Here is a 17,898-nt window from a genome sequence, read left to right as displayed (position 1 = left end):
GGACAGCCGCCCCTCGATTCATCGGAAGGCAGACCCGATCATGGCCGAACGGTACGTAATGTCCATCGATCAGGGCACCAACTCGACCCGATGCATCCTGTTCGACCACCGTGGGCGCCTGGTCTCGGTCGCACAGAAGGAACACCACCAGCACTTCCCCCGGCCGGGCTGGGTCGAGCACGACGCCCTGGAGATATGGCACAACCTGCGGCACATCGTGCCCGAGGCGCTCTCCGACGCCGGTGTCGACCGGGGGCAGATCACCGCGATCGGACTGGCCAACCAGCGCGAGACGACGGTGCTGTGGGACCGGCGGACCGGCGCCCCGCTGGGCCGGGCGATCGTCTGGCAGGACACCCGCACGGCGCCGCTCGTCGACGAGTTCATGCAGCGCCCCGGGGAGGCGTTCTTCCTGGAGCGGTGCGCCCTGCCGCCCTCGACCTACTTCTCCGCGCTGCGGCTTCGGTGGCTCTTCGACCACGTCAAGGGGGTCGAGGAGCGCGCCAAGGACGGTGAGGTGCTGTTCGGAACGATCGAGAGCTGGCTGATCTGGAACCTCACCGGCGGCGCCGACAACGGCCTGCACATCACCGACGCGACCAACGCCAGCCGCACCATGCTGATGAACATCCGCACGCTCACCTGGGACGACGAGCTGCTGGCCTTCTTCGGCGTACCCCGGGCGATGCTGCCCGAGATCCGGTCGTCCGCGGAGGCGTACGACGAAGCCCGCTCGCTGTTGCCCGGGGTCGCGATCACGGCCGCCCTCGGTGACCAGCAGGCCGCCCTCTTCGGCCAGACCTGCTTCTCCCCCGGCGAGGCCAAGTGCACCTACGGCACGGGCAGTTTCCTGCTGCTCAACACCGGCAGCGAGCTGGTGCGGTCCCGGCACGGGCTCCTCACGACCGTCGCGTACAAGATCGGGGACCAGCAGCCGGCCTACGCCCTGGAAGGGTCGATAGCCATCACCGGCGCACTCGTCCAGTGGTTCCGGGACCGCCTGGGACTGATCAGCACCGCCCCGGAGATCGAGACCCTCGCGCGCACGGTCGAGGACAACGGCGGCTGCTACATCGTCCCCGCCTTCTCGGGGCTGTTCGCGCCCCGCTGGCGCAGCGACGCCCGCGGGGTCATCGTCGGCCTCACCTCGTACATCACCAAGGGCCACCTGGCCCGTGCGGTCCTGGAAGCCACCGGCTGGCAGACACGTGAGGTCGTCGACGCCATGAACGCCGACTCCTCCGTCCCCCTCCAGCAACTCAAGGTGGACGGGGGCATGACCGCGGACAACCTGCTCATGCAGTTCGTGGCCGACGTGCTCGACGTACCCGTCGTACGGCCCATGGTCGCCGAGACGGTCTCGCTCGGCGCCGCCTACGCGGCCGGCCTCGCCGCCGGCTACTGGCCCGACCTGGAGGTGCTGCGCCGCAACTGGCACCGGGCCGGCCAGTGGCTGCCCGACATGGATCCCGAGCTGCGCGAGTCGGAGTACGACAACTGGAAGCGGGCGGTCGAACGGTCCCTGGGCTGGGTCAGGCCACCACGGTCCCCCTGACGCGATCCGGTCCCGGTGTCCGTGGCGCCGCGGTGGCGGAAACGGCGGGAGCGAGCACCTGCCGGGCGAGAACGCCGTGGCCCCGCGGCGCCGTTCAGCGAGGAGGGCCGACCGGGGCCAGCCACAGGCCCAGGATCGCGTCCGCGAGTCCGGTGGACGCCTCCGCCCAGGTGCCGCGCGGGGTCGGGGTGCCCTCGGCCAGGGCCCGTTCCCGCTCGGCGCAGGTGTGCAGGATCAGCAGGCGGACCATCTGGCCGCGTTCGGCGCGGACCTCGGGCGGCAGCTCCGGGAGGGTGCGGTTCAGCCCCTCGACCGCCTGCCGCAGCGCCGGCGAGGCCATGGACTCCTCGACCATGATCTGGTGCAGCACCGGGTCGGTCATGACCTGGGCGCAGAACCGGGCGTACCAGGTGGGGCTGCCGAGCGCCGCCAGGTGCTCGGTCACCGGGCGCACCAGACAGTCGACCCAGTCACGTACGTCGGTCGATCCGCCGGCCGTGGACAGGGCCCGCTCCCTGAGCGTCTCGATGCGCTCGGCGTGCCGGCGGGCCACCGCGCGGACCAGGTCGGCCTTGGTGCCGAAGTGGTAGCCGACCGCCGCGTTGTTGCCCTGGCCGGCGGCCTCGCTGACCTGACGGTTGGAGACGGCGTACACGCCGTGCTCGGCGAACAGCCGTTCCGCCGCGGTCAGGATCGCCTCCCGCGTCGCGCTCACCTGCTCGGCCCGCGCCGTCCTGCGCGCCATGCCCACCACCGCTCCGGGACCGTGCATCGTCCCGGAGCGGTCGGTCCCGCGCGCCGCCCCGGGTCCTCGACCGGGGCGGCGAGGTCCAGCCCGAGAAGCCTACGGTGCGCGCCCGCCGCTCCCGGGGCAGGCCCCGTGTGCCGGGCCTTGTCGGGTCGCTAAAGTAAGTCAATCAGTTGACTTAAACAATGGGCACGGTCTCCCCGGCCGCCGTCCGTTCCCCGCTCCTCGGAAGGCTTCCCTCCTCATGTCCGATGCCCCCGTCCGGCCCGCCGCGGCCGGCAGATCCGTTCCGCCGCGGCCGGGTGCCGTGGTCGCGGTGCTGGCCCTGGCCGGTATCACCGTGTCGCTGATGCAGACCCTGGTGATCCCGATCGTTCCGGAGCTGCCCGGTTATCTGCACGCCTCGCCGTCCGACGCCGCCTGGGCCGTCACCGCCACCCTGCTGGCCGCCGCCGTCGCCACTCCGGTGGCGGGGCGGCTCGGCGACATGTTCGGCAAGCGGCTCCTCCTCCTGGCCAGCCTGGTGCTGCTGGTGACCGGTTCGGTGGTGTGCGCGCTCAGCGACGCGCTGGTCCCGATGATCGTCGGCCGTGCGCTCCAGGGGCTCGCCGCCGCCGTGGTGCCGCTCGGCATCAGCGTGATGCGCGACGAGCTGCCGCCCGAGCGGCTGGCCGGATCGACCGCGCTGATGAGCGCCTCGCTCGGGGTCGGCGGCGCGCTCGGCCTGCCCGCGGCCGCGTTCATCGCCGACCACTTCGACTGGCACGTGCTGTTCTGGACCTCCGCCTCCCTCGGCGTCGTCGCTTTCACGCTCGTACTGGCCCTGGTGCCCGAGTCGGACGTGCGCACCGGTGGCCGCTTCGACCTCGTCGGGGCGCTGGGCATGGCCGTCGGGCTCGTCTCGCTGCTGCTCGCCGTCTCCAAGGGTGCGGACTGGGGCTGGGGCAGCGGTACCACCCTGGGGCTGTTCGCGCTCGCGGTCGTCGTCCTGGTGGCCTGGGGCTTCTTCGAACTGCGCACGGCCGCACCGCTGGTGGACCTGCGCACCACCGCCCGCCGCCAGGTGCTGTTCACCAATCTGGCGTCCATCGCGTTCGGTTTCTCCATGTTCGCGATGTCCCTGGTCCTGCCGCAGCTGCTCCAGCTGCCCACGGGGACGGGCTACGGCCTGGGCCGGTCCATGCTCACCGTGGGGCTGGTCATGGCCCCGCAGGGCCTGGTGATGATGGCCATGGCTCCCGTCTCCGCCATGATCACCAAGGCCCGGGGTCCGAAGGTCACGCTGATGACCGGAGCGGTGGTCGTCGCCGCCGGCTACGGCCTGAACATCGTGCTGATGAGCGAGGTCTGGCAGCTGGTCCTGGTGTCCTGCGTCATCGGCGCCGGCGTCGGCTTCGCCTACGGAGCCATGCCCGCCCTGATCATGGGGGCGGTCCCGCCCTCGGAGACGGCCGCCGCGAACAGCCTCAACACCCTGATGCGGTCCATCGGCACATCGGTGGCCAGCGCGGCCGCCGGGGTGATCCTGGCGCAGATGACGACCAGCCTCGGCGGGCACGCGCTGCCGTCCGAGAACGGCTTCAAGGTCGTCATGGCGATCGGCGCGGGTGCGGCGCTGCTGGCCTTCGTCCTCGCCTCGTTCCTGCCCCGGCCCCGTCCGGCCGACGCGCCCCAGGCCCCGGTCCCGGCCGAGCCGTCGGCACGGACGGCTGCCTGAGGAGCGGGCCGGCCACCCGCTTCCGCCCCGGAGCCGGAGCGGGCCGCCCCGACCGCGGCCCGCTCCCTGCCGACCCTCAATTGGCGGTTCACGACCAGCAGTCGGCTCCGGTCGCCGGTGGCGGGCCGTTCAGGGGAACCGGCACCGCAAGGCGCGTGAGCCCGGCGCTCGCGGTCGACACCTTCAGCCGTGACCGCCGTGACCCTGCCGCTGATCCCGCCGATGCTGGCCACCCCCGGCAGGCTGCCGCCCGCCGTCCAGGACCAGCGGTGGGCGTACGAGACCAAGCAGGACGGCCAGCGGGTGATGGTGTACCTCCCCGGAGACGGGAGCCTGTCGCTGCGCGCCCGCTCCGGCGAGGAGATCACCGGGGCCTATCCCGAACTGCGCCCGCTGGGCGACGCGCTGGGTGCCACGCCCGCCGTCCTGGACGGCGAGGTGCTGGCCCTCGACGAACAGGGGCGGGCGGACTTCCAGCTGCTGCAGAGCCGGATGGGACTCGCGCACGCTCCCGCGCGGGCGGCACGCCGGGCCGCCCAGGTGCCGGTGCACCTGGTGCTGTTCGACGTGCCGTATCTGACGGAACCGCTGCTGCGGCTGCCGTACCTGCGGCGCCGGGAGCGCCTGGTGGAACTGGGCCTGACCGGGGCGTACTGGTCGACGCCCGCGGCTGTCGTCGGGCACGGCGCCGAGGCGCTCGCGGCGACCAGGGAGCACGGCCTGGAGGGGCTGGTGTGCAAGCGGCTGGACTCGGTGTACGAGCCCGGGATCCGCTCCCGTGCCTGGATCAAGATCCGCAACATGCGCGCGGAGGATGTGATCGTCGGGGGCTGGCTGCCCGGCAGGGGACGGCTGAGCGGGCTGCCCGGCGCGGTACTGGTCGGTCAGCGGGCCGGCGAGCGGCTGCGGTACGTCGGCGGGGTGGGCACCGGCTGGAGCGAGGCCGAACGCGCCGAGCTCGCCGCGCTGCTGCGGGACGCGGCGAGCGAGCGGTGCCCCTTCGATCCGGTGCCACGTGTCCCCGGCGCCCGCTGGGTGCTGCCCCGGCTGGTCGGCGAGGTCAGCTACAGCACCCGGACCCGGGCCGGCCTCCTGCGCCAGCCGTCCTGGCTGCGGCTCCGCCCGGACCTGACCCCGGAGGACTCCGCGGCGGACCTGCCCGAGGGTTCCGGCGGAGGAGACGCGCCCTGACGCGGCCGCACGGGCGCTGCCGCCCCGCCGTGGACGCCCGGCCGCCCGCACCCCCATCATGGCCGGATGGATCTTCACGCGGCACTTCCCCCGGCGGTCGACGCCTCCGGACTGCTCGCCCTCGCCGACGGGCACCACGGCCGTACCGCCCGGGCCCTGGGCGTCCGGAAAGCCGCCGGTCACCTCGTCAAGGTGTACGCGCTGCGGGCGCCGGGGCGCACGGTCTCTCCGGAGGCGGTGGACACGGCGCTCGACCTGGCCGCGGGCCATCTGGCGCTGGGGCGGGCACGCGGCTCACTGGGCCTGGCGGTGCTCGTCGTGCACGCGGGCGGCGACGGCGACTACGTCCTCGTGCACAGCTGGATCGAGGGGCACATGTCCGACCTGGCCGTGTTCACCGGGCCGGCCGGGCGGCCCGCCGAGCTGCGGCCGGGGCGGGCGGGACTCGCGCCCTGCGTGTGGGAGGCCGCGCTGCTGGCACACGAACGGGAGGCGTTCTCCCGGCACGTCCTGGACAGCGAGGGCCCACTCGCCGAGCGCCTGACCGCCTGGAGCAGCGACGCCCTGGAGGGCGAGGTCAGGTGACCGGCACACCCCTGGTGCGGCACGCCGACCGTGCCGACCTGCCGCGCGTGGCCGAACTGGCCGCCCAGCACGCCGCGTACGAACGCGCGGCCCCGCCGGTGCCGGACCTCGCCGCCCGGCTCGCCGCCCTGCTGTTCGACACGCCCGCCCCGCGACTGCGCTGTCTGGTCGCCGAGGCCCCGGACGGCGAGGTCGTCGGCTACGCCACCTGCGCACCCGAGCTGTCCACCTGGGACGGGCGGGAGTACCTGCACATGGACTGCCTGTTCCTGACCCCCGGTCACCGCGGCCTCGGGCTCGGCCCGCTGCTCGTGGGCGCGGTGGTGGCCGAGGCCCGGCGGCTCGGCGTGGCGGAGGTGCAGTGGCAGACGCCCGCCTGGAACGAGGGGGCGGTCCGGTTCTACGACCGGCTCGGCGCCCGCGCCAAGGAGAAGCTGCGCTACAGCCTGCCGGTCGGCGAAGCCGGCGCATGAGCCAGGAACCGGTCGCCGCCCGGCAGTTGTACACGCGGCTCCTCGAGCACACGGGCCCGGACGCGTACGACGCCGTCGCCGGGCCGTGGGCCGCGCGGGCCGGAGCCGCCTACCGCGCGCGGCTCGCGGCGCTGGCCGGTCTGCTGGGCGGACTCCGGCCCGGGGAGGCTGATCCGCGATCGGCGGCGCTGTCCGCGGGCCTGTGGGAGCTGTACGCCCTGAGCCGGGTCAGTGACGCCCTGCTGCTCTCCTTCCAGCCGCCCGGGCACGATCCCTGGGCGGGGCCCGGGCTGAGCAGGGAGCGGTACCTGGCGCTCTTCACGGGCCTCGGAATGGCGCCGTTCGAGGAGACCGCGGTGTTCGACCCGTTCCTGCACGAGATCGTGGAGGTCGAGCAGGCCCAGGACCCCGCCGAGCCGATCCGGATCACCGGGGTCGTCTGGCCCGGCCTGTGGCTGGGCACGGGGGTGCTCTTCGGCCGGGCGGGCGTCCGGGTACGGGCAGGGCTGCGGCACGCGGAGCGCGGGGTGGCCGACCGGTCCCCGCTGTACTGGAGCTTCCGGCGCCGGCACCGGCCCACGGCCGATCCGTCCATGGGCTGGGGATCCAACTCCCAGTGGCGCACCGACTTCCGCGTCGACGTCAGGACCGCCGACGGCGACCGGCTCAACGTCCTGGGCGCCGCTGACCCCGGACGAGCGGCGCGGCCTGCTGCGGCACCGGTGCCTGCTGCGCACCCCGCAGCGGGCCGAGGTGCTCGCCGCCCGTCCCGGCCTCGCGGCGGAGCTGTTCCCGTACGACTGGCGGTGACCGCGGTGGGACGCCGGCGCAGCGGACCGGGCCTCGATCCGGAGGGTCTATCGTGTCCCCCATGTCCGTCCCGGAATTGATCCGTATCGTCTCCCGCGACTCCCCCATGGCCCTGGCCCAAGTGGAGCGGGTCCGCACCGAGTTGGCCGCACTGCACCCCGGTGTGCGCACCGAGGTGGTGCCGGTGAGGACCACCGGCGACAAGTGGCTCGGCGATCTCTCCAAGGTCGAGGGCAAGGGGGCGTTCACCAAGGAGGTCGACGCGGCCCTGCTGGCCGGGGAGGCCGATCTCGCGGTGCACTGCGTCAAGGACGTGCCCGCCGACCGTCCGCTGCCCGCCGGCACGGTGTTCGCCGCGTTCCTCGAACGGGACGACATCCGGGACGCGTTGATCCACCCGGACGGTCTCACCCTGGACGGGCTGCCGGCCGGCACCCGGATCGGGACCTCCTCGGTGCGCCGGGTGGCCCAACTGGCGGCCACGCATCCGCAGCTGGAATGCGTGCCGTTCCGCGGCAACGCCAACCGCCGCCTGGAGAAGCTGGCCGCCGGGGAAGCCGACGCGCTGCTGCTGGCGGTGTCCGGCCTGGAACGCATCGGCCGGACGGACGTGATCAGCGAAGTGCTGTCGACGGAGACGATGATGCCGCCGATCGGCGCGGGCATCCTCGCTCTGCAGTGCCGGGAGGGCGACACCGGCCTGATCGATGCCGTCAGCGGGCTCGGCGACGCGAACACCTATCGTGAGGCGACGGCCGAGCGGATGTTCCTGCACGTGCTGCAGGGTCACTGCAACAGCCCCATCGCCGGCTACGCGCGCGTGGACCGCGGCGGGGAGCTCTCCCTGCGGGCCTGTGTGTTCACTCCGGACGGCAAGACCCGGCTGAACGCCCACGAATGGGCCGGCCGGCTGGATCCGGCCACCCTGGGCACCTCGGTCGCGGTGGCGCTGCTGCGACAGGGCGCGCGGGAGATCATCGACGGCATCCCGCACTGAGCGGCGTACGCCGGCGCGGTACGGGCCGCACGGCGGGTACCGCCGTCGGCCGTCGGGCCGGCGCCGCGACCCGCGTCAGGCGGAACCGGGCTCCGTCTGGTCCTTCAGGAAGGCGCTGACCTGGTGGGCCAGGCCGCCCTGCCCGGGTGACGCGGGGGTGGCAGCCGGGGCCGCCTCCAGGACGCCGACGCCGCCCGTCCACAGCCGGCGGTCGGCCCACTCCTCGTCCACCCGCAGCTGCACCTGCACGTCCACGTGGGCCAGGGCGGCCTCGGGGGCGGCGGCGTACAGCACCGCGGTGGCCCGGCGCAGCGGGTAGACGTCGAAGCCCTCGATGAACTGGGAGTTGCGCCAGTCGATGAACGCGCCCTCGCCGTCGGGGCCGACCCGGACGTCGAGCTGACCGTCCTCCAGGTGGACGCCGAGGGGCCGCGCGCCGCGGTTCTCGACCGTCACCCGGACACTGAAGTACGTCAGCCCGACGGCGGCGTCGTCGCGTCCGCGCGGCGGCTCGGCCGCCTCCAGGCGGTGGACGCGGACCCGCAGACCGGCATGCTCGTCGTACTCGTGCCAGTCCCCGACCACGTTCGGCTCGTACACAGTGCCCCTCTCGACCTTCGAGAGCTGCTGTCTATCTGTGCGCTGAGCGCACTGTCAAATGAGCGGAATGCGCTGTGGCCAGGGGGTTCGCCCGCTTTGATCGGTGATCAAGCGCTGCCCAGGCACAATCCGTTCGGACGCCTGCGGGCGGGCCACGCGCGCGTGCCGCACATCACGTCCGGCGGCAAGATCACCGGGCCAGCCGGCCGAGCAGTGAGGAGGCCGCGGTGATGCCGAGCGCGGCGGCCACCGCGAGGACGGCGAAGTCGGTGCCGAGATGCGCGGGCGTGCCCAGCAGCAGGCCCCGCAGGGCGTCGACCTGATAGCTCAGCGGGTTGACCTTGCTGACGGCCTGCAGCCAGCCCGGCATCACCGAGATGGGGTACAGGGCGTTGGAGCCGAAGAACAGCGGCATGGTGATCGCCTGTCCGAAGCCCATCAGCCGGTCACGGCTGAGGACGATGCCCGCGATGGTCATCGACAGACAGGAGAAGAAGACGGAGGCGAGGACCACCGCGGCGGCGACGCCGAGCAGCTTGAGCGGGTTCCACGTGAGGGCCACGCCGAGCACGGCGGCGATGACGATCACGACGATGGCCTGCACCAGCGACTTCACTCCGGCGGCGAACGCCTTGCCGGTGATCAGGGCCGAGCGCGGGGTCGGGGTGACGAGGAGCTTGTTCAGGATGCCCGCGTCCCGCTCCCAGATGATCTGGATGCCGTAGAAGATCGCGATGAACATCGCCGACTGGGCGATGATGCCGGGCGCCATGTAGTCGATGTACGGGATGCCGCCGGTGGGGATCGCGCGGATCCGGGTGAAGGTCTGTCCGAAGATCAACAGCCAGAGGGCGGGCTGGACCGCGCGGGTGTACAGCTCGGTGCGGTCGTGCCGCAGCTTCTGCAGCTCGACGGCGCACATGGCGACGACGCGGGCGGGCAGCAGCCGCCAGCCGGCGCGCGGGACGGGCGGCCTGAGTAGCAGGTCGGTGCCGCCGCCGGGGGTGCGGTCAGCCGACGCGGCGGGCGGTGCGGCGGGTGCTGCGGACATCGCGGAAGCCTCCTCCGGAGTGGTCGTCGAGGCCGCTGCCGGCGACGTCCCGGAAGACGTCCTCCAGCGTGGGCAGGGTGTCGGTGCCCCGGCGTTCGGCGAGGCCCTGGCGCAGCTCGGCCGGGGTGCCGAGGGCGCGGATGCGGCCGCGGTGCATCAGGCCGACCCGGTCGCAGTACTGGTCGGCCTCGTCCATGTAGTGGGTGGTGACGAGGACCGTCATGCCGGTGGCCGCGCGCACGGCGTTGATGTGCTCCCAGACGCCGGTGCGGGCGATCGGGTCCAGGCCGATGGTGGGCTCGTCGAGGATCAGCAGCCGGGGGGCGCTGACCAGGGCCTGGGCCAGTTCCAGCCGGCGGACCATGCCGCCGGAGTACGTCCCGGCGAGCCGGTCGGCGGCCTCGTCGAGGCCGACGGCGGCCAGTGCCTGGGCGACCCGTGCGGCACGCTCGCGGCGGGGTACGTCGAAGACGCGGGCGAACAGGGAGACGTTCTCGCGGCCGGTGAGCCCGCTGTCGGCGGACAGCTGCTGCGGGACGTAGCCGAGCAGCCGGCGCACCGCCATGCGCTCCTTGGCGGTGTCGTGCCCGAAGACGCGGACCAGGCCGGCCGGGACGGGCAGCAGCGTGGTGATGCACCGGATGGCGGTGGTCTTCCCGGCCCCGTTGGGCCCGAGCAGCCCGAACACCTCCCCCTCACGGACGGCCAGGTCGAGCCCGTCGACGGCGTTGGTGTCACCGAAGGCGTAGACAAGCCGAACGCAGCTGACGGCTTCGACTTCGGCTTCGGCTTTGGCTTCGGCTTCGGCTTCGACATCGGCTTCGGCTTCGGAGCGACTTCCGGCGGACGCGCCGACGGGGTCGGCGGTGCCGTCAGCCGTGGTGGACGCAGCAGCCCCCTCGGTACTGCCCACCCCTGCGCCGAGGGGTCCGGCCGCTTCGGCCGATGTACCGGCGGTGTCCCTTGTCATCGTGGTTGGACCTCCGTCATGGTCGTCGGCCTCGGTCATGCTTCCCCGGCCTTCTCGTGCAGCCCGGCCGCGAGCCTGCGCAGCGCGGGGAGGGCCGCGCGCAGGGCTTCCCGGTCGGCGTCGTCGAGCCGGGACACATGCCGGTCGAACAGTTCCGCCCGGCGCCGCTGCCAGTCGTCGAGGCGTTTCTCGGCGGCCTCGGTCAGTTGCAGCCGTGCGGCGCGCCGGTCGGCGGGATCGGTCTCGCGGAGCAGGTGTCCGCCGCGGACGAGCTGGTTGACCAGGGTGGACACGGAGTTGCTCGCCAGGTGCAGCTCTCTGGCGGCGTCCGAGATGCCGATGCCGGGCCGGGACTCGACCAGCCGCAGCAGCTCCACCTCGGCGCCGCGCAACCGCGGCACGCTCAGCCCGCCGCGCAGCCGCCGCCGGATCAGGCGCTGGATGCGCACCAGCACGTCCGCCAGTTCCTGCGGGAAGGTCTCGGACTCCATGAACGAAAGATTACCTCTGTTACAGAGATAATGCCCGCCAAGAACGGGTCAAAGGCAATCCGACCGCATACTGTTTGCCCTTATTTGTTTTGTGATGTCCCCGAGCGGGCAAACGAACGTCAGTGCTTCGGACCGGAGGCACATCCGTGGGATCGGCATGGCCCGCCGCCCCGATGTCCCGTTCCCGTCCACGGTCCGAGTGCCCCTCCCACGGTGTCTGTTTCATCAAGCACCTGCTGAGAGAGGTGCGCACCATGCGTGTCACCGGCAGCACGACATCCCATCCCCACGACGACGCCCCCGACACGGCGGATTCCTTCGAGCGGCTCGCGAAACTGCCCGACGGCCCCGAGCGGCAGGCGTTGCGTGACGAACTGGTCCAGCTGTGGCTCCCCATGGCCGAGCGGATCGCCGTGCGGTTCCGCGGCCGCGGAGAGGCCCTGGAGGACCTGTACCAGGTGGCCGCCCTCGGTCTGGTCAAGGCCGTCGACCACTACGACCCCGAGCGCGGCCGCGCCTTCGAGGCGTACGCCGTGCCCACCATCACCGGTGAGATCAAGCGGCACTTCCGCGACCACATGTGGACCCTGCACGTGCCGCGTCGGGTGCAGGACCTGCGCAACCGGGTCCGCTCCGCCACGAAGGAGCTGGCCCAGACCACCTCGGGGCGCCCGCCCAGCGTGGCGGAGATAGCCGCCCACGCGCGGCTCAGCGAGGACGAGGTGCTCACCGGCATGGAGGCACTGGAGTGCTTCTCCGCGCTGTCCCTGGACGCCGAGGTGGCCGGCACCGACGGCTACGCCCTCGGCGACTCCCTCGGCGGACCCGACCCCGGATACGACCTCGTGATCGACCGGGCCGCCGTCAAGCCGTGTCTCGAGGCACTGCCCGAACGCGAGCGCCTCATTCTCTACCTGCGGTTCTTCCGCGGTATGACCCAGAGCAGGATCGCCGAGCAGCTGGGCATCTCGCAGATGCACGTCTCCCGCCTGCTCAGCAGCTGCTTCGACCGGCTGCGCCAAGAGGTGCTCGCCGAGGCCCGCTGACCGCCGCAAGGACCGGGGGACTCACTCCTCCGCGGCCCCGGGCACCTGGGTGGGACCGTAGCGGTCCAGCGTTTCCTCGAGCTCGGCACGGACCTCGCGCGGGATGCAGCCGCGGCGGCCCCAGACGAGGATCAGTTCCGCGATGTTGCGCAGCTTGATGTTGGTGTGCTGGGAGACCTCCTTCAGCACCTCCCAGCCCTCGTCCGGAGTCACCCTGCCCAGGGCCACCATCATCCCGATGGCCTGGTCCACCACCGCGTGGGAGGTGACGGCCTCCTTCAACTGGCCGACCTCCGCCTCCAGCTCGGTGATCCGCTCGGGCTCGTTCGCTCCCATGCCCCCATCGTCCTCGGTGGCCTGTCCCGATGCCACTGGGGGTACTCGACAGGCATTCCACCCCCTTCCGGTTGGACACTGGTGCCAGACCGGTGGCCGCCCGGCCCCGAGAGCAGGACGCGACTGCCATGAACGACAACAGCCCCGTCAGCGGTGGACCGCGGAAGCGGGACGTCATCTGCACGCACTCCGTCTTCGGCGCGCCGTGCTGGGTGAGCCTGACCAGCCGTGACCTGGAGGCCACCCAGGAGTTCTACACGGCCGTCCTCGGCTGGCGATGGCGTGGCGCCAAGCTCGGCGAGCACTTCCGCATCGCGCTGGCGGACGGGGTGCCGGTGGCGGGGATCGCCGCCGTCGCCGCCATGTGGCAGATGGCGGTGGCCTGGACGCCGTACTTCGCCGTCGCGGACGCCGACGTGGCGGCGGCCCGGGCCCGGGAGCGCGGCGGTACGGCGGCCGTGGGGCCCCTGTCCTTCCCGCCGGGACGGGCGGCGCTGCTGGCCGACCGGGACGGGGCCACCTTCGGCATCTGGCAGGGGGAACTGGTCTCCAACTGGGAGGCGTGGCGGCGGGCGGCACCGACCTTCGTGCGGCTGCACACCCGCGACGCCTTCGACTCCGCGATCTTCTACGGCGAGGTCCTCGACTGGGCGTCCGGGAAGCCGGGCTGCTGCGAAGTGGAGTACGAGGGCGGCGAGGTGGTGCTGCGCAGCCAGGGCGACATAGTGGCCCGGATCGACTCGGGCGCGGTGGAGTCGGCGCCGGACCCCTCCGTGCGGCCGCACTGGCAGATCCACTTCGCCGTCACGGACGTCGTGGACTGCGCGCGGACGGCGGAGAAGCACGGCGGCAGCGTGCTGAGCGAGAACGAGGACGAGGCGATCCTGCGGGACCAGGACGGGGCCCAGTTCACGGTGACGTCGCGCCGGATGCGTTGAGCCGGCCCATGGCGCCGGGCCGCCGGCCACGGCGCGCCCGCGCCCCGGCGATCACCTCGCCGCCCGCGACGGGCGCGACAGCAGGACCAGACTGCGGGCCTCCGCGCGCAGCCTCGTGCCGGCCTTGCGTTCGCGTTCGTCGGGGATGCCGTCGGGGTCGGCCGTGTCGATCAGCGTCGTCCAGCGCTCGCCGAAGGTGCCGTCGGGCAGCCGGAAGTCCACCGGCCCCCAGTAGCCGTTGACGAGCAGCAGGAAGGAGTCGTCGACCATCCGGCGCCCGTGGGCGTCGCGTTCGGCGATGGCGTCGCCGTTGAGGAACACACCCACCGAGTGCGCGTCCCCGCGCTGCCAGTCCCGGCCGGTCATCTCACGCGCGTCGGGTCTGAGCCACATCAGGTCGGGCAGCGGCTGGGCGGCGTTGGTCGCGGTCTCGCCACGGAAGAAGCGGCGGCGCCGCAGCACGGGGTGCGCGGCGCGCAGGGCGATCAGACGCCGGGTGAACTCCGTCAGGGACCGCTGCTCCCGCGTCAGCTCCCAGTCCACCCAGGAGATGTCGTTGTCCTGGCAGTAGGCGTTGTTGTTCCCCTTCTGCGTGCGGCCGAGTTCGTCCCCGTGGCAGAGCATCGGGATGCCCTGCGACAGCAGCAGGGTGGCCAGCAGGTTGCGCTGCTGGCGTGCGCGCAGTTCGAGCACGGCCGGATCGCGGGTCGCGCCCTCCACACCGCAGTTCCAGGACCGGTTGTGGCTCTCGCCGTCCCGGTTGTCCTCGCCGTTGGCCTCGTTGTGCTTGTCGTTGTACGACACCAGGTCGCGCAGCGTGAAACCGTCGTGCGCGGTGACGAAGTTGACGCTCGCGCGCGGCCGGCGCCGACTGTGCTGGTAGAGGTCCGAGGAGCCGGTCAGCCGGGACGCGAACTCGCCGAGCGAACCCGGCTCGGCCCGCCAGAAGTCCCGTACGGCGTCCCGGTATTTGCCGTTCCACTCCGACCACAGCGGCGGGAAGTTGCCCACCTGGTAGCCGCCCTCGCCGACGTCCCAGGGCTCGGCGATCAGTTTGACGCGGCTGATCACCGGGTCCTGCTGGATCAGGTCGAAGAACGCCGACAGCCGGTCCACCTCGTGGAACTGCCGGGCCAGCGTGGCCGCGAGGTCGAAGCGGAAGCCGTCGACGTGCATCTCGGTGACCCAGTACCGCAGCGAGTCCATGATCAGCTGGAGCACGTAGGGGTGCCGCATCAGCAGGCTGTTGCCGGTGCCGGTGGTGTCGTAGTAGTGCGCCCAGTCGCCGTCGACCAGGCGGTAGTAGGAGGCGTTGTCGATGCCCCGGAAGGACAGCGTCGGGCCCATCTCGTTGCCCTCGGCGGTGTGGTTGTAGACCACGTCGAGGATCACTTCGAGGCCGGCCGCGTGCAGCGCCTTCACCATGGCCTTGAACTCGTTTACCTGCTGCCCGCGGGTGCCGAAGGCCGCGTAGGCGTTGTGCGGGGCGAAGAAGCCGATGGTGTTGTAGCCCCAGTAGTTGGACAGGCCGCGGTCCTGCAGGACGCCGTCCTGGACGAACTGGTGCACCGGCATCAGCTCCACCGCGGTCACGCCGAGCGAGGTCAGGTGCTCGGTCACCGACGGGTGCGCGAGACCGGCGTAGGTGCCGCGCAGCCGTTCGGGGACGTCGGGGTGGGTCATGGTCAGGCCGCGCACATGGGCCTCGTAGATCACCGAGTCCGAGTACGGCGTCCGCGGCGGGCGGTCGTCGCCCCAGTCGAAGTACGGGTCCGTGACCACGCCCAGCATGGAGTGCCCGGCGCTGTCCGCGGGGGCGGGGCCGTCGGGGGCGCGCTCGTACAGCGAGGCGTGGTTGTCGATCTGGCCGTCCACGGCGCGGGCGTACGGGTCGAGCAGCAGCTTCGCGGGGTTGCAGCGGTGGCCGAGTGAGGGCTGCCAGGGGCCGTGCACCCGGTAGCCGTAGCGCCGGCCCGGCCCGATGCCGGGCAGGTACGCGTGCCAGACGAAACCGTCGACCTCCTGCAGCCGGACGGGGGTCTCGGTGCCGGCGTCGTCGACGAGGATCAGCTCGACCCGCTCGGCCACCTCGCTGAACAGCGCGAAGTTGGTGCCCTGTCCGTCGAACGCGGCACCCAACGGGTAGGGCTGCCCGCTCCACACGGGCAGCCCTTTGCGTCTTTTGCGGGCGGTCACCGGCTGCCCTCCAGGACGGCGTCCACAGGAGCGGCCGGCGCGCCGAGCGGGTCGTCGACGGCACCGGCCGGGGCGGCCAGCACCGCCACGGGCACCTCCCTCGGCACCTGCAGCCCCTGCCGCAGGGTCGGCGCGGGGGCGGTCGGCACCAGCGGGACGCGCTCACCGGCGCGGGCGCGCTGCGAGAACCAGATGATCTTGCTACCGGTGTCGGAGGCGCAGCAGCCCCAGCCGTCGCTCATCGCGGCGATGTCCGCCAGGCAGGACCGCAGGTCCTGGTCGGGGCGCAGGTCGGGGTCGTCGTCACCGAAGGCGGTGATGAGGTGCTGGCCGTTCCACCACATCTCGATGGAGGTGTGCTTGTCCGTCGCATGCTCGTCGATCGCCCGCAGCAGCAGCTCCGCGCCGCGGCAGACGGGGTCCGCGAGGTTCTCGAGGTCCCAGTAGCGGAGGTGGGCGGCCAGGATGCGGCTGACCTGACCCACCCGTTCCGGGCTGACTTCCACGTCGATGTGGTAGTAGCAGGGCACTGCGGTCTTCATCGTCGCTTGCTCCTCACCGGCGAAGCTCTCGCTCCCCTCGCCCGTCCGGGAGGGATCCCGGATGCCCGTCCGGGAGGGATCCCGGACACATAGCGTGAGCGCTGATCGCTTCTGAGTCACCTCCACGGTGAGGGCACTACGCCATTCGTGCAACACGAGGGCGCGACACCCACCCCTGGTTGAAGATCCAACAAGACGCTGCGTCGTCGTCCGTGCACCATAAGTGAAAGCCTCGATCGCCGTAACGGTGCCGCGCGCTCCCGCGCCCGGACACCACCCGACCGTCGGGAACGCGCCCAGTCGAGAGCGTGGAAGGTGAAGAGGGCAATGCTGCTACCCGCCAAGGCCGAAGTGGCCCGGGCGTTGCGGCGTTACCGGGCGTGGGAGCGCGTGATGCTCGCCTCGCCCCACGACCGCACGGTCCGGGCCACCTTCGAGGACTCGGGCTACACGCTGTGCGTACTGATGGGCAAACGCTGTGCCCGCGAGGCCGCGGACGCCGCCGAGCGCTATCTGCGCACCAATCTGGTCACCTACCTGCGCGAGCAGGACGGACGGCCGCGGCAACGCCGGTCGGCCAGAAGAGCGCCGCCACCGGAGCGGCGTTCCACGGCGCCAAGGCCCTGACCTGGCACCGTACAAGGCGTTCCCCCTGGGGACCGACGCGAGTCGGCCCCTCTCGGATCGCGAAGCCGGGCCGGGTGCCCGGCTTCGCGCACGGCGGAGGTGAGATACATGCGCAGGACCCCGGCCATCGGCCGTGTACCGGTACGCGACGTCCGGCCGGCCGTGGAGTGCGGCAGGCGCCCGGCGAAAGCGGTGGCCGGGGAGACGTTCCAGGTGACGGCCACCGTGTTCCGCGAAGGGCACGATGCCGTCGGCGCCAATGTGGTCCTGCGCGATCCGAAGGGCCGCCGTGGCCCGTGGACGCCGATGCGCGAGCTGTCTCCCGGCAGCGACCTCTGGGGAGCGGAGATCACCCCGGACGCGACGGGACACTGGACCTTCCGGGTGGAGGCCTGGAGCCATCCGCTGGCGACGTGGCGGCACACCGCCTCGGTCAAGGTGCCGGCCGGCATCGACGTCGGGCTGGTCCTCGAGGAGGGCGCCGAACTCTACGAGCGTGCGGCCGCCGGAGTGCCGAAGGGCCCTGAGCGCAACGCCGTCCTCGCCGCCGCACGGGCCCTCGGCGACGACTCCCTCGCGGTGCACGAACGCCTGGAGGCGGCCCTGTCACCCGAGGTGGACGCGCTTCTCGCCCGTCATCCGTTGCGGGAGCTGGTGACGGCCTCCGACCCGATGCCGCTGCTGGTGGAGCGTGAACGGGCCCTGTACGGCTCCTGGTACGAGTTCTTCCCCCGCTCCGAGGGCACCGCCGAGCGGCCGCACGGCACCTTCCGTACCGCCGCGCGCCGGCTGGAGGCCATCGCGGACATGGGCTTCGACGTCGTCTACCTCCCACCCGTCCACCCCATCGGCACGACCTTCCGCAAGGGCCGCAACAACACCCTGACCGCCACGCCGGACGACGTCGGCGTGCCCTGGGCGATCGGCTCCCCCGAGGGCGGCCACGACGCCGTCCACCCCGCCCTGGGCACCCTGGAGGACTTCGACCACTTCGTCGAGACGGCCCACGCACTGGGGCTGGAGAT

The 17,898-nt window shown here is 72.4% G+C and carries 19 protein-coding genes; 11 read left to right on the top strand and 8 right to left on the bottom strand.

Annotated elements, in window-relative coordinates; genetic code table 11:
• Window positions 1-40: 40 nt before the first annotated feature.
• A complete protein-coding gene (gene glpK, locus AB0D93_RS08625) occupies window positions 41-1,555 on the top strand; it encodes a glycerol kinase GlpK (protein WP_362115208.1) in 1,515 nt (504 codons plus the stop codon).
• Window positions 1,556-1,649: 94 nt separating this feature from the next.
• Here glpK and AB0D93_RS08620 read toward each other — a convergent pair whose 3' ends face one another.
• Window positions 1,650-2,300: a TetR family transcriptional regulator gene (locus tag AB0D93_RS08620; protein WP_362115205.1), complete on the bottom strand. Its 651-nt coding sequence runs from the start codon at window positions 2,298-2,300 to the stop codon at window positions 1,650-1,652.
• Between the two features lie 247 nt (window positions 2,301-2,547).
• Here AB0D93_RS08620 and AB0D93_RS08615 point away from each other — a divergent pair, with 247 nt between their 5' ends.
• The 6 genes from AB0D93_RS08615 (at window position 2,548) to hemC (ending at window position 8,076) form a co-directional block, all read left to right on the top strand.
• Entirely contained in the window at window positions 2,548-4,020 is a 1,473-nt protein-coding gene (locus AB0D93_RS08615) for an MFS transporter (protein ID WP_362115202.1), read from the top strand.
• A 198-nt stretch (window positions 4,021-4,218) separates the two neighbouring features.
• Entirely contained in the window at window positions 4,219-5,211 is a 993-nt protein-coding gene (locus AB0D93_RS08610) for an ATP-dependent DNA ligase (protein ID WP_362116218.1), read from the top strand.
• Between the two features lie 66 nt (window positions 5,212-5,277).
• Window positions 5,278-5,796, top strand: coding sequence for a hypothetical protein (locus AB0D93_RS08605; RefSeq protein WP_362115199.1), 519 nt, complete (start codon window positions 5,278-5,280; stop codon window positions 5,794-5,796).
• Window positions 5,793-6,269 (top strand): GNAT family N-acetyltransferase, encoded by a 477-nt coding sequence (locus AB0D93_RS08600; protein WP_362115196.1) that lies wholly within the window; start codon window positions 5,793-5,795, stop codon window positions 6,267-6,269. The genes AB0D93_RS08605 and AB0D93_RS08600 overlap by 4 nt, the downstream gene beginning before the upstream one ends.
• Window positions 6,266-7,159, top strand: coding sequence for a hypothetical protein (locus tag AB0D93_RS08595; RefSeq protein WP_362115193.1), 894 nt, complete (start codon window positions 6,266-6,268; stop codon window positions 7,157-7,159). The genes AB0D93_RS08600 and AB0D93_RS08595 overlap by 4 nt, the downstream gene beginning before the upstream one ends.
• On the top strand, window positions 7,141-8,076 hold the full coding sequence (gene hemC / locus AB0D93_RS08590) for a hydroxymethylbilane synthase (protein WP_362115188.1): 936 nt from the start codon (window positions 7,141-7,143) through the stop codon (window positions 8,074-8,076). The genes AB0D93_RS08595 and hemC overlap by 19 nt, the downstream gene beginning before the upstream one ends.
• Before the next feature lie 75 nt (window positions 8,077-8,151).
• Here the strand turns inward: hemC and AB0D93_RS08585 are convergent, their stop codons facing one another.
• The 4 genes from AB0D93_RS08585 to AB0D93_RS08570 all read right to left on the bottom strand — a co-directional run bounded on the left by AB0D93_RS08585 (window position 8,152) and on the right by AB0D93_RS08570 (window position 11,188).
• A complete protein-coding gene (locus tag AB0D93_RS08585) occupies window positions 8,152-8,676 on the bottom strand; it encodes a hypothetical protein (protein ID WP_362115185.1) in 525 nt (174 codons plus the stop codon).
• 190 nt (window positions 8,677-8,866) lie between these two features.
• A complete protein-coding gene (locus tag AB0D93_RS08580) occupies window positions 8,867-9,727 on the bottom strand; it encodes an ABC transporter permease (protein WP_362115182.1) in 861 nt (286 codons plus the stop codon).
• Window positions 9,687-10,697: an ATP-binding cassette domain-containing protein gene (locus AB0D93_RS08575; RefSeq protein ID WP_362115180.1), complete on the bottom strand. Its 1,011-nt coding sequence runs from the start codon at window positions 10,695-10,697 to the stop codon at window positions 9,687-9,689. The genes AB0D93_RS08580 and AB0D93_RS08575 overlap by 41 nt, the downstream gene beginning before the upstream one ends.
• A 35-nt stretch (window positions 10,698-10,732) precedes the next feature.
• Window positions 10,733-11,188, bottom strand: coding sequence for a MarR family transcriptional regulator (locus AB0D93_RS08570; RefSeq protein WP_362115176.1), 456 nt, complete (start codon window positions 11,186-11,188; stop codon window positions 10,733-10,735).
• A 254-nt stretch (window positions 11,189-11,442) separates the two neighbouring features.
• On the opposite strand from AB0D93_RS08570, the gene AB0D93_RS08565 reads away from it, so the two are divergent.
• Complete coding sequence (locus AB0D93_RS08565; RefSeq protein WP_362115173.1) at window positions 11,443-12,234, top strand: RNA polymerase sigma factor SigF; 792 nt, start codon at window positions 11,443-11,445, stop codon at window positions 12,232-12,234.
• Window positions 12,235-12,255: 21 nt separating this feature from the next.
• On the opposite strand, the gene AB0D93_RS08560 is transcribed toward AB0D93_RS08565, so the two are convergent.
• Window positions 12,256-12,570 carry an ANTAR domain-containing protein gene (locus tag AB0D93_RS08560; protein WP_362115170.1) on the bottom strand — a complete coding sequence of 105 codons (315 nt, stop codon included), beginning with the start codon at window positions 12,568-12,570 and terminating at the stop codon, window positions 12,256-12,258.
• A 128-nt stretch (window positions 12,571-12,698) separates the two neighbouring features.
• Between AB0D93_RS08560 and AB0D93_RS08555 the strand changes: the two genes are divergently transcribed.
• Window positions 12,699-13,508, top strand: a complete 810-nt coding sequence (locus AB0D93_RS08555) for a VOC family protein (protein WP_362115167.1) — start codon at window positions 12,699-12,701, stop codon at window positions 13,506-13,508.
• Between the two features lie 51 nt (window positions 13,509-13,559).
• On the opposite strand, the gene glgX is transcribed toward AB0D93_RS08555, so the two are convergent.
• The gene (glgX, locus tag AB0D93_RS08550) at window positions 13,560-15,704 is read right to left on the bottom strand and encodes a glycogen debranching protein GlgX (protein WP_362115164.1); all 2,145 of its coding nucleotides are present in this window, start codon (window positions 15,702-15,704) and stop codon (window positions 13,560-13,562) included.
• Window positions 15,701-16,246, bottom strand: a complete 546-nt coding sequence (locus AB0D93_RS08545) for a pep a2 (protein ID WP_362115160.1) — start codon at window positions 16,244-16,246, stop codon at window positions 15,701-15,703. The genes glgX and AB0D93_RS08545 overlap by 4 nt, the downstream gene beginning before the upstream one ends.
• Before the next feature lie 327 nt (window positions 16,247-16,573).
• Between AB0D93_RS08545 and AB0D93_RS08540 the strand changes: the two genes are divergently transcribed.
• Together AB0D93_RS08540 and AB0D93_RS08535 are read left to right on the top strand one after the other, a co-directional pair.
• Window positions 16,574-16,873, top strand: a complete 300-nt coding sequence (locus tag AB0D93_RS08540) for a DUF5133 domain-containing protein (RefSeq protein ID WP_362115157.1) — start codon at window positions 16,574-16,576, stop codon at window positions 16,871-16,873.
• 108 nt (window positions 16,874-16,981) lie between these two features.
• The coding region (locus tag AB0D93_RS08535; protein WP_362115154.1) for a maltotransferase domain-containing protein at window positions 16,982-17,898 on the top strand (917 nt) is incomplete at its 3' end.

It is taken from the genome of Streptomyces sp. NPDC048191, assembly GCF_040652655.1.
Classification (GTDB): Bacteria; Actinomycetota; Actinomycetes; order Streptomycetales; family Streptomycetaceae; genus Streptomyces.
Note: the sequence above shows the minus strand (reverse complement) of the source record. Positions and strands in the feature narration are given on the sequence as shown.

Excerpts from the sequence above, each read along its gene's own strand:
- glpK (WP_362115208.1), top strand. The coding sequence starts at position 41 with ATGGCCGAACGGTACGTAATGTCCATCGATCAGGGCACCAACTCGACC.
- AB0D93_RS08620 (WP_362115205.1), bottom strand. The coding sequence starts at position 2,300 with ATGGCGCGCAGGACGGCGCGGGCCGAGCAGGTGAGCGCGACGCGGGAG.
- AB0D93_RS08615 (WP_362115202.1), top strand. The coding sequence starts at position 2,548 with ATGTCCGATGCCCCCGTCCGGCCCGCCGCGGCCGGCAGATCCGTTCCG.
- AB0D93_RS08605 (WP_362115199.1), top strand. The coding sequence starts at position 5,278 with ATGGATCTTCACGCGGCACTTCCCCCGGCGGTCGACGCCTCCGGACTG.
- AB0D93_RS08595 (WP_362115193.1), top strand. The coding sequence starts at position 6,266 with ATGAGCCAGGAACCGGTCGCCGCCCGGCAGTTGTACACGCGGCTCCTC.
- hemC (WP_362115188.1), top strand. The coding sequence starts at position 7,141 with ATGTCCGTCCCGGAATTGATCCGTATCGTCTCCCGCGACTCCCCCATG.
- AB0D93_RS08580 (WP_362115182.1), bottom strand. The coding sequence starts at position 9,727 with ATGTCCGCAGCACCCGCCGCACCGCCCGCCGCGTCGGCTGACCGCACC.
- AB0D93_RS08575 (WP_362115180.1), bottom strand. The coding sequence starts at position 10,697 with ATGACAAGGGACACCGCCGGTACATCGGCCGAAGCGGCCGGACCCCTC.
- AB0D93_RS08570 (WP_362115176.1), bottom strand. The coding sequence starts at position 11,188 with ATGGAGTCCGAGACCTTCCCGCAGGAACTGGCGGACGTGCTGGTGCGC.
- AB0D93_RS08565 (WP_362115173.1), top strand. The coding sequence starts at position 11,443 with ATGCGTGTCACCGGCAGCACGACATCCCATCCCCACGACGACGCCCCC.
- AB0D93_RS08560 (WP_362115170.1), bottom strand. The coding sequence starts at position 12,570 with ATGGGAGCGAACGAGCCCGAGCGGATCACCGAGCTGGAGGCGGAGGTC.
- AB0D93_RS08555 (WP_362115167.1), top strand. The coding sequence starts at position 12,699 with ATGAACGACAACAGCCCCGTCAGCGGTGGACCGCGGAAGCGGGACGTC.
- AB0D93_RS08545 (WP_362115160.1), bottom strand. The coding sequence starts at position 16,246 with ATGAAGACCGCAGTGCCCTGCTACTACCACATCGACGTGGAAGTCAGC.
- AB0D93_RS08540 (WP_362115157.1), top strand. The coding sequence starts at position 16,574 with ATGCTGCTACCCGCCAAGGCCGAAGTGGCCCGGGCGTTGCGGCGTTAC.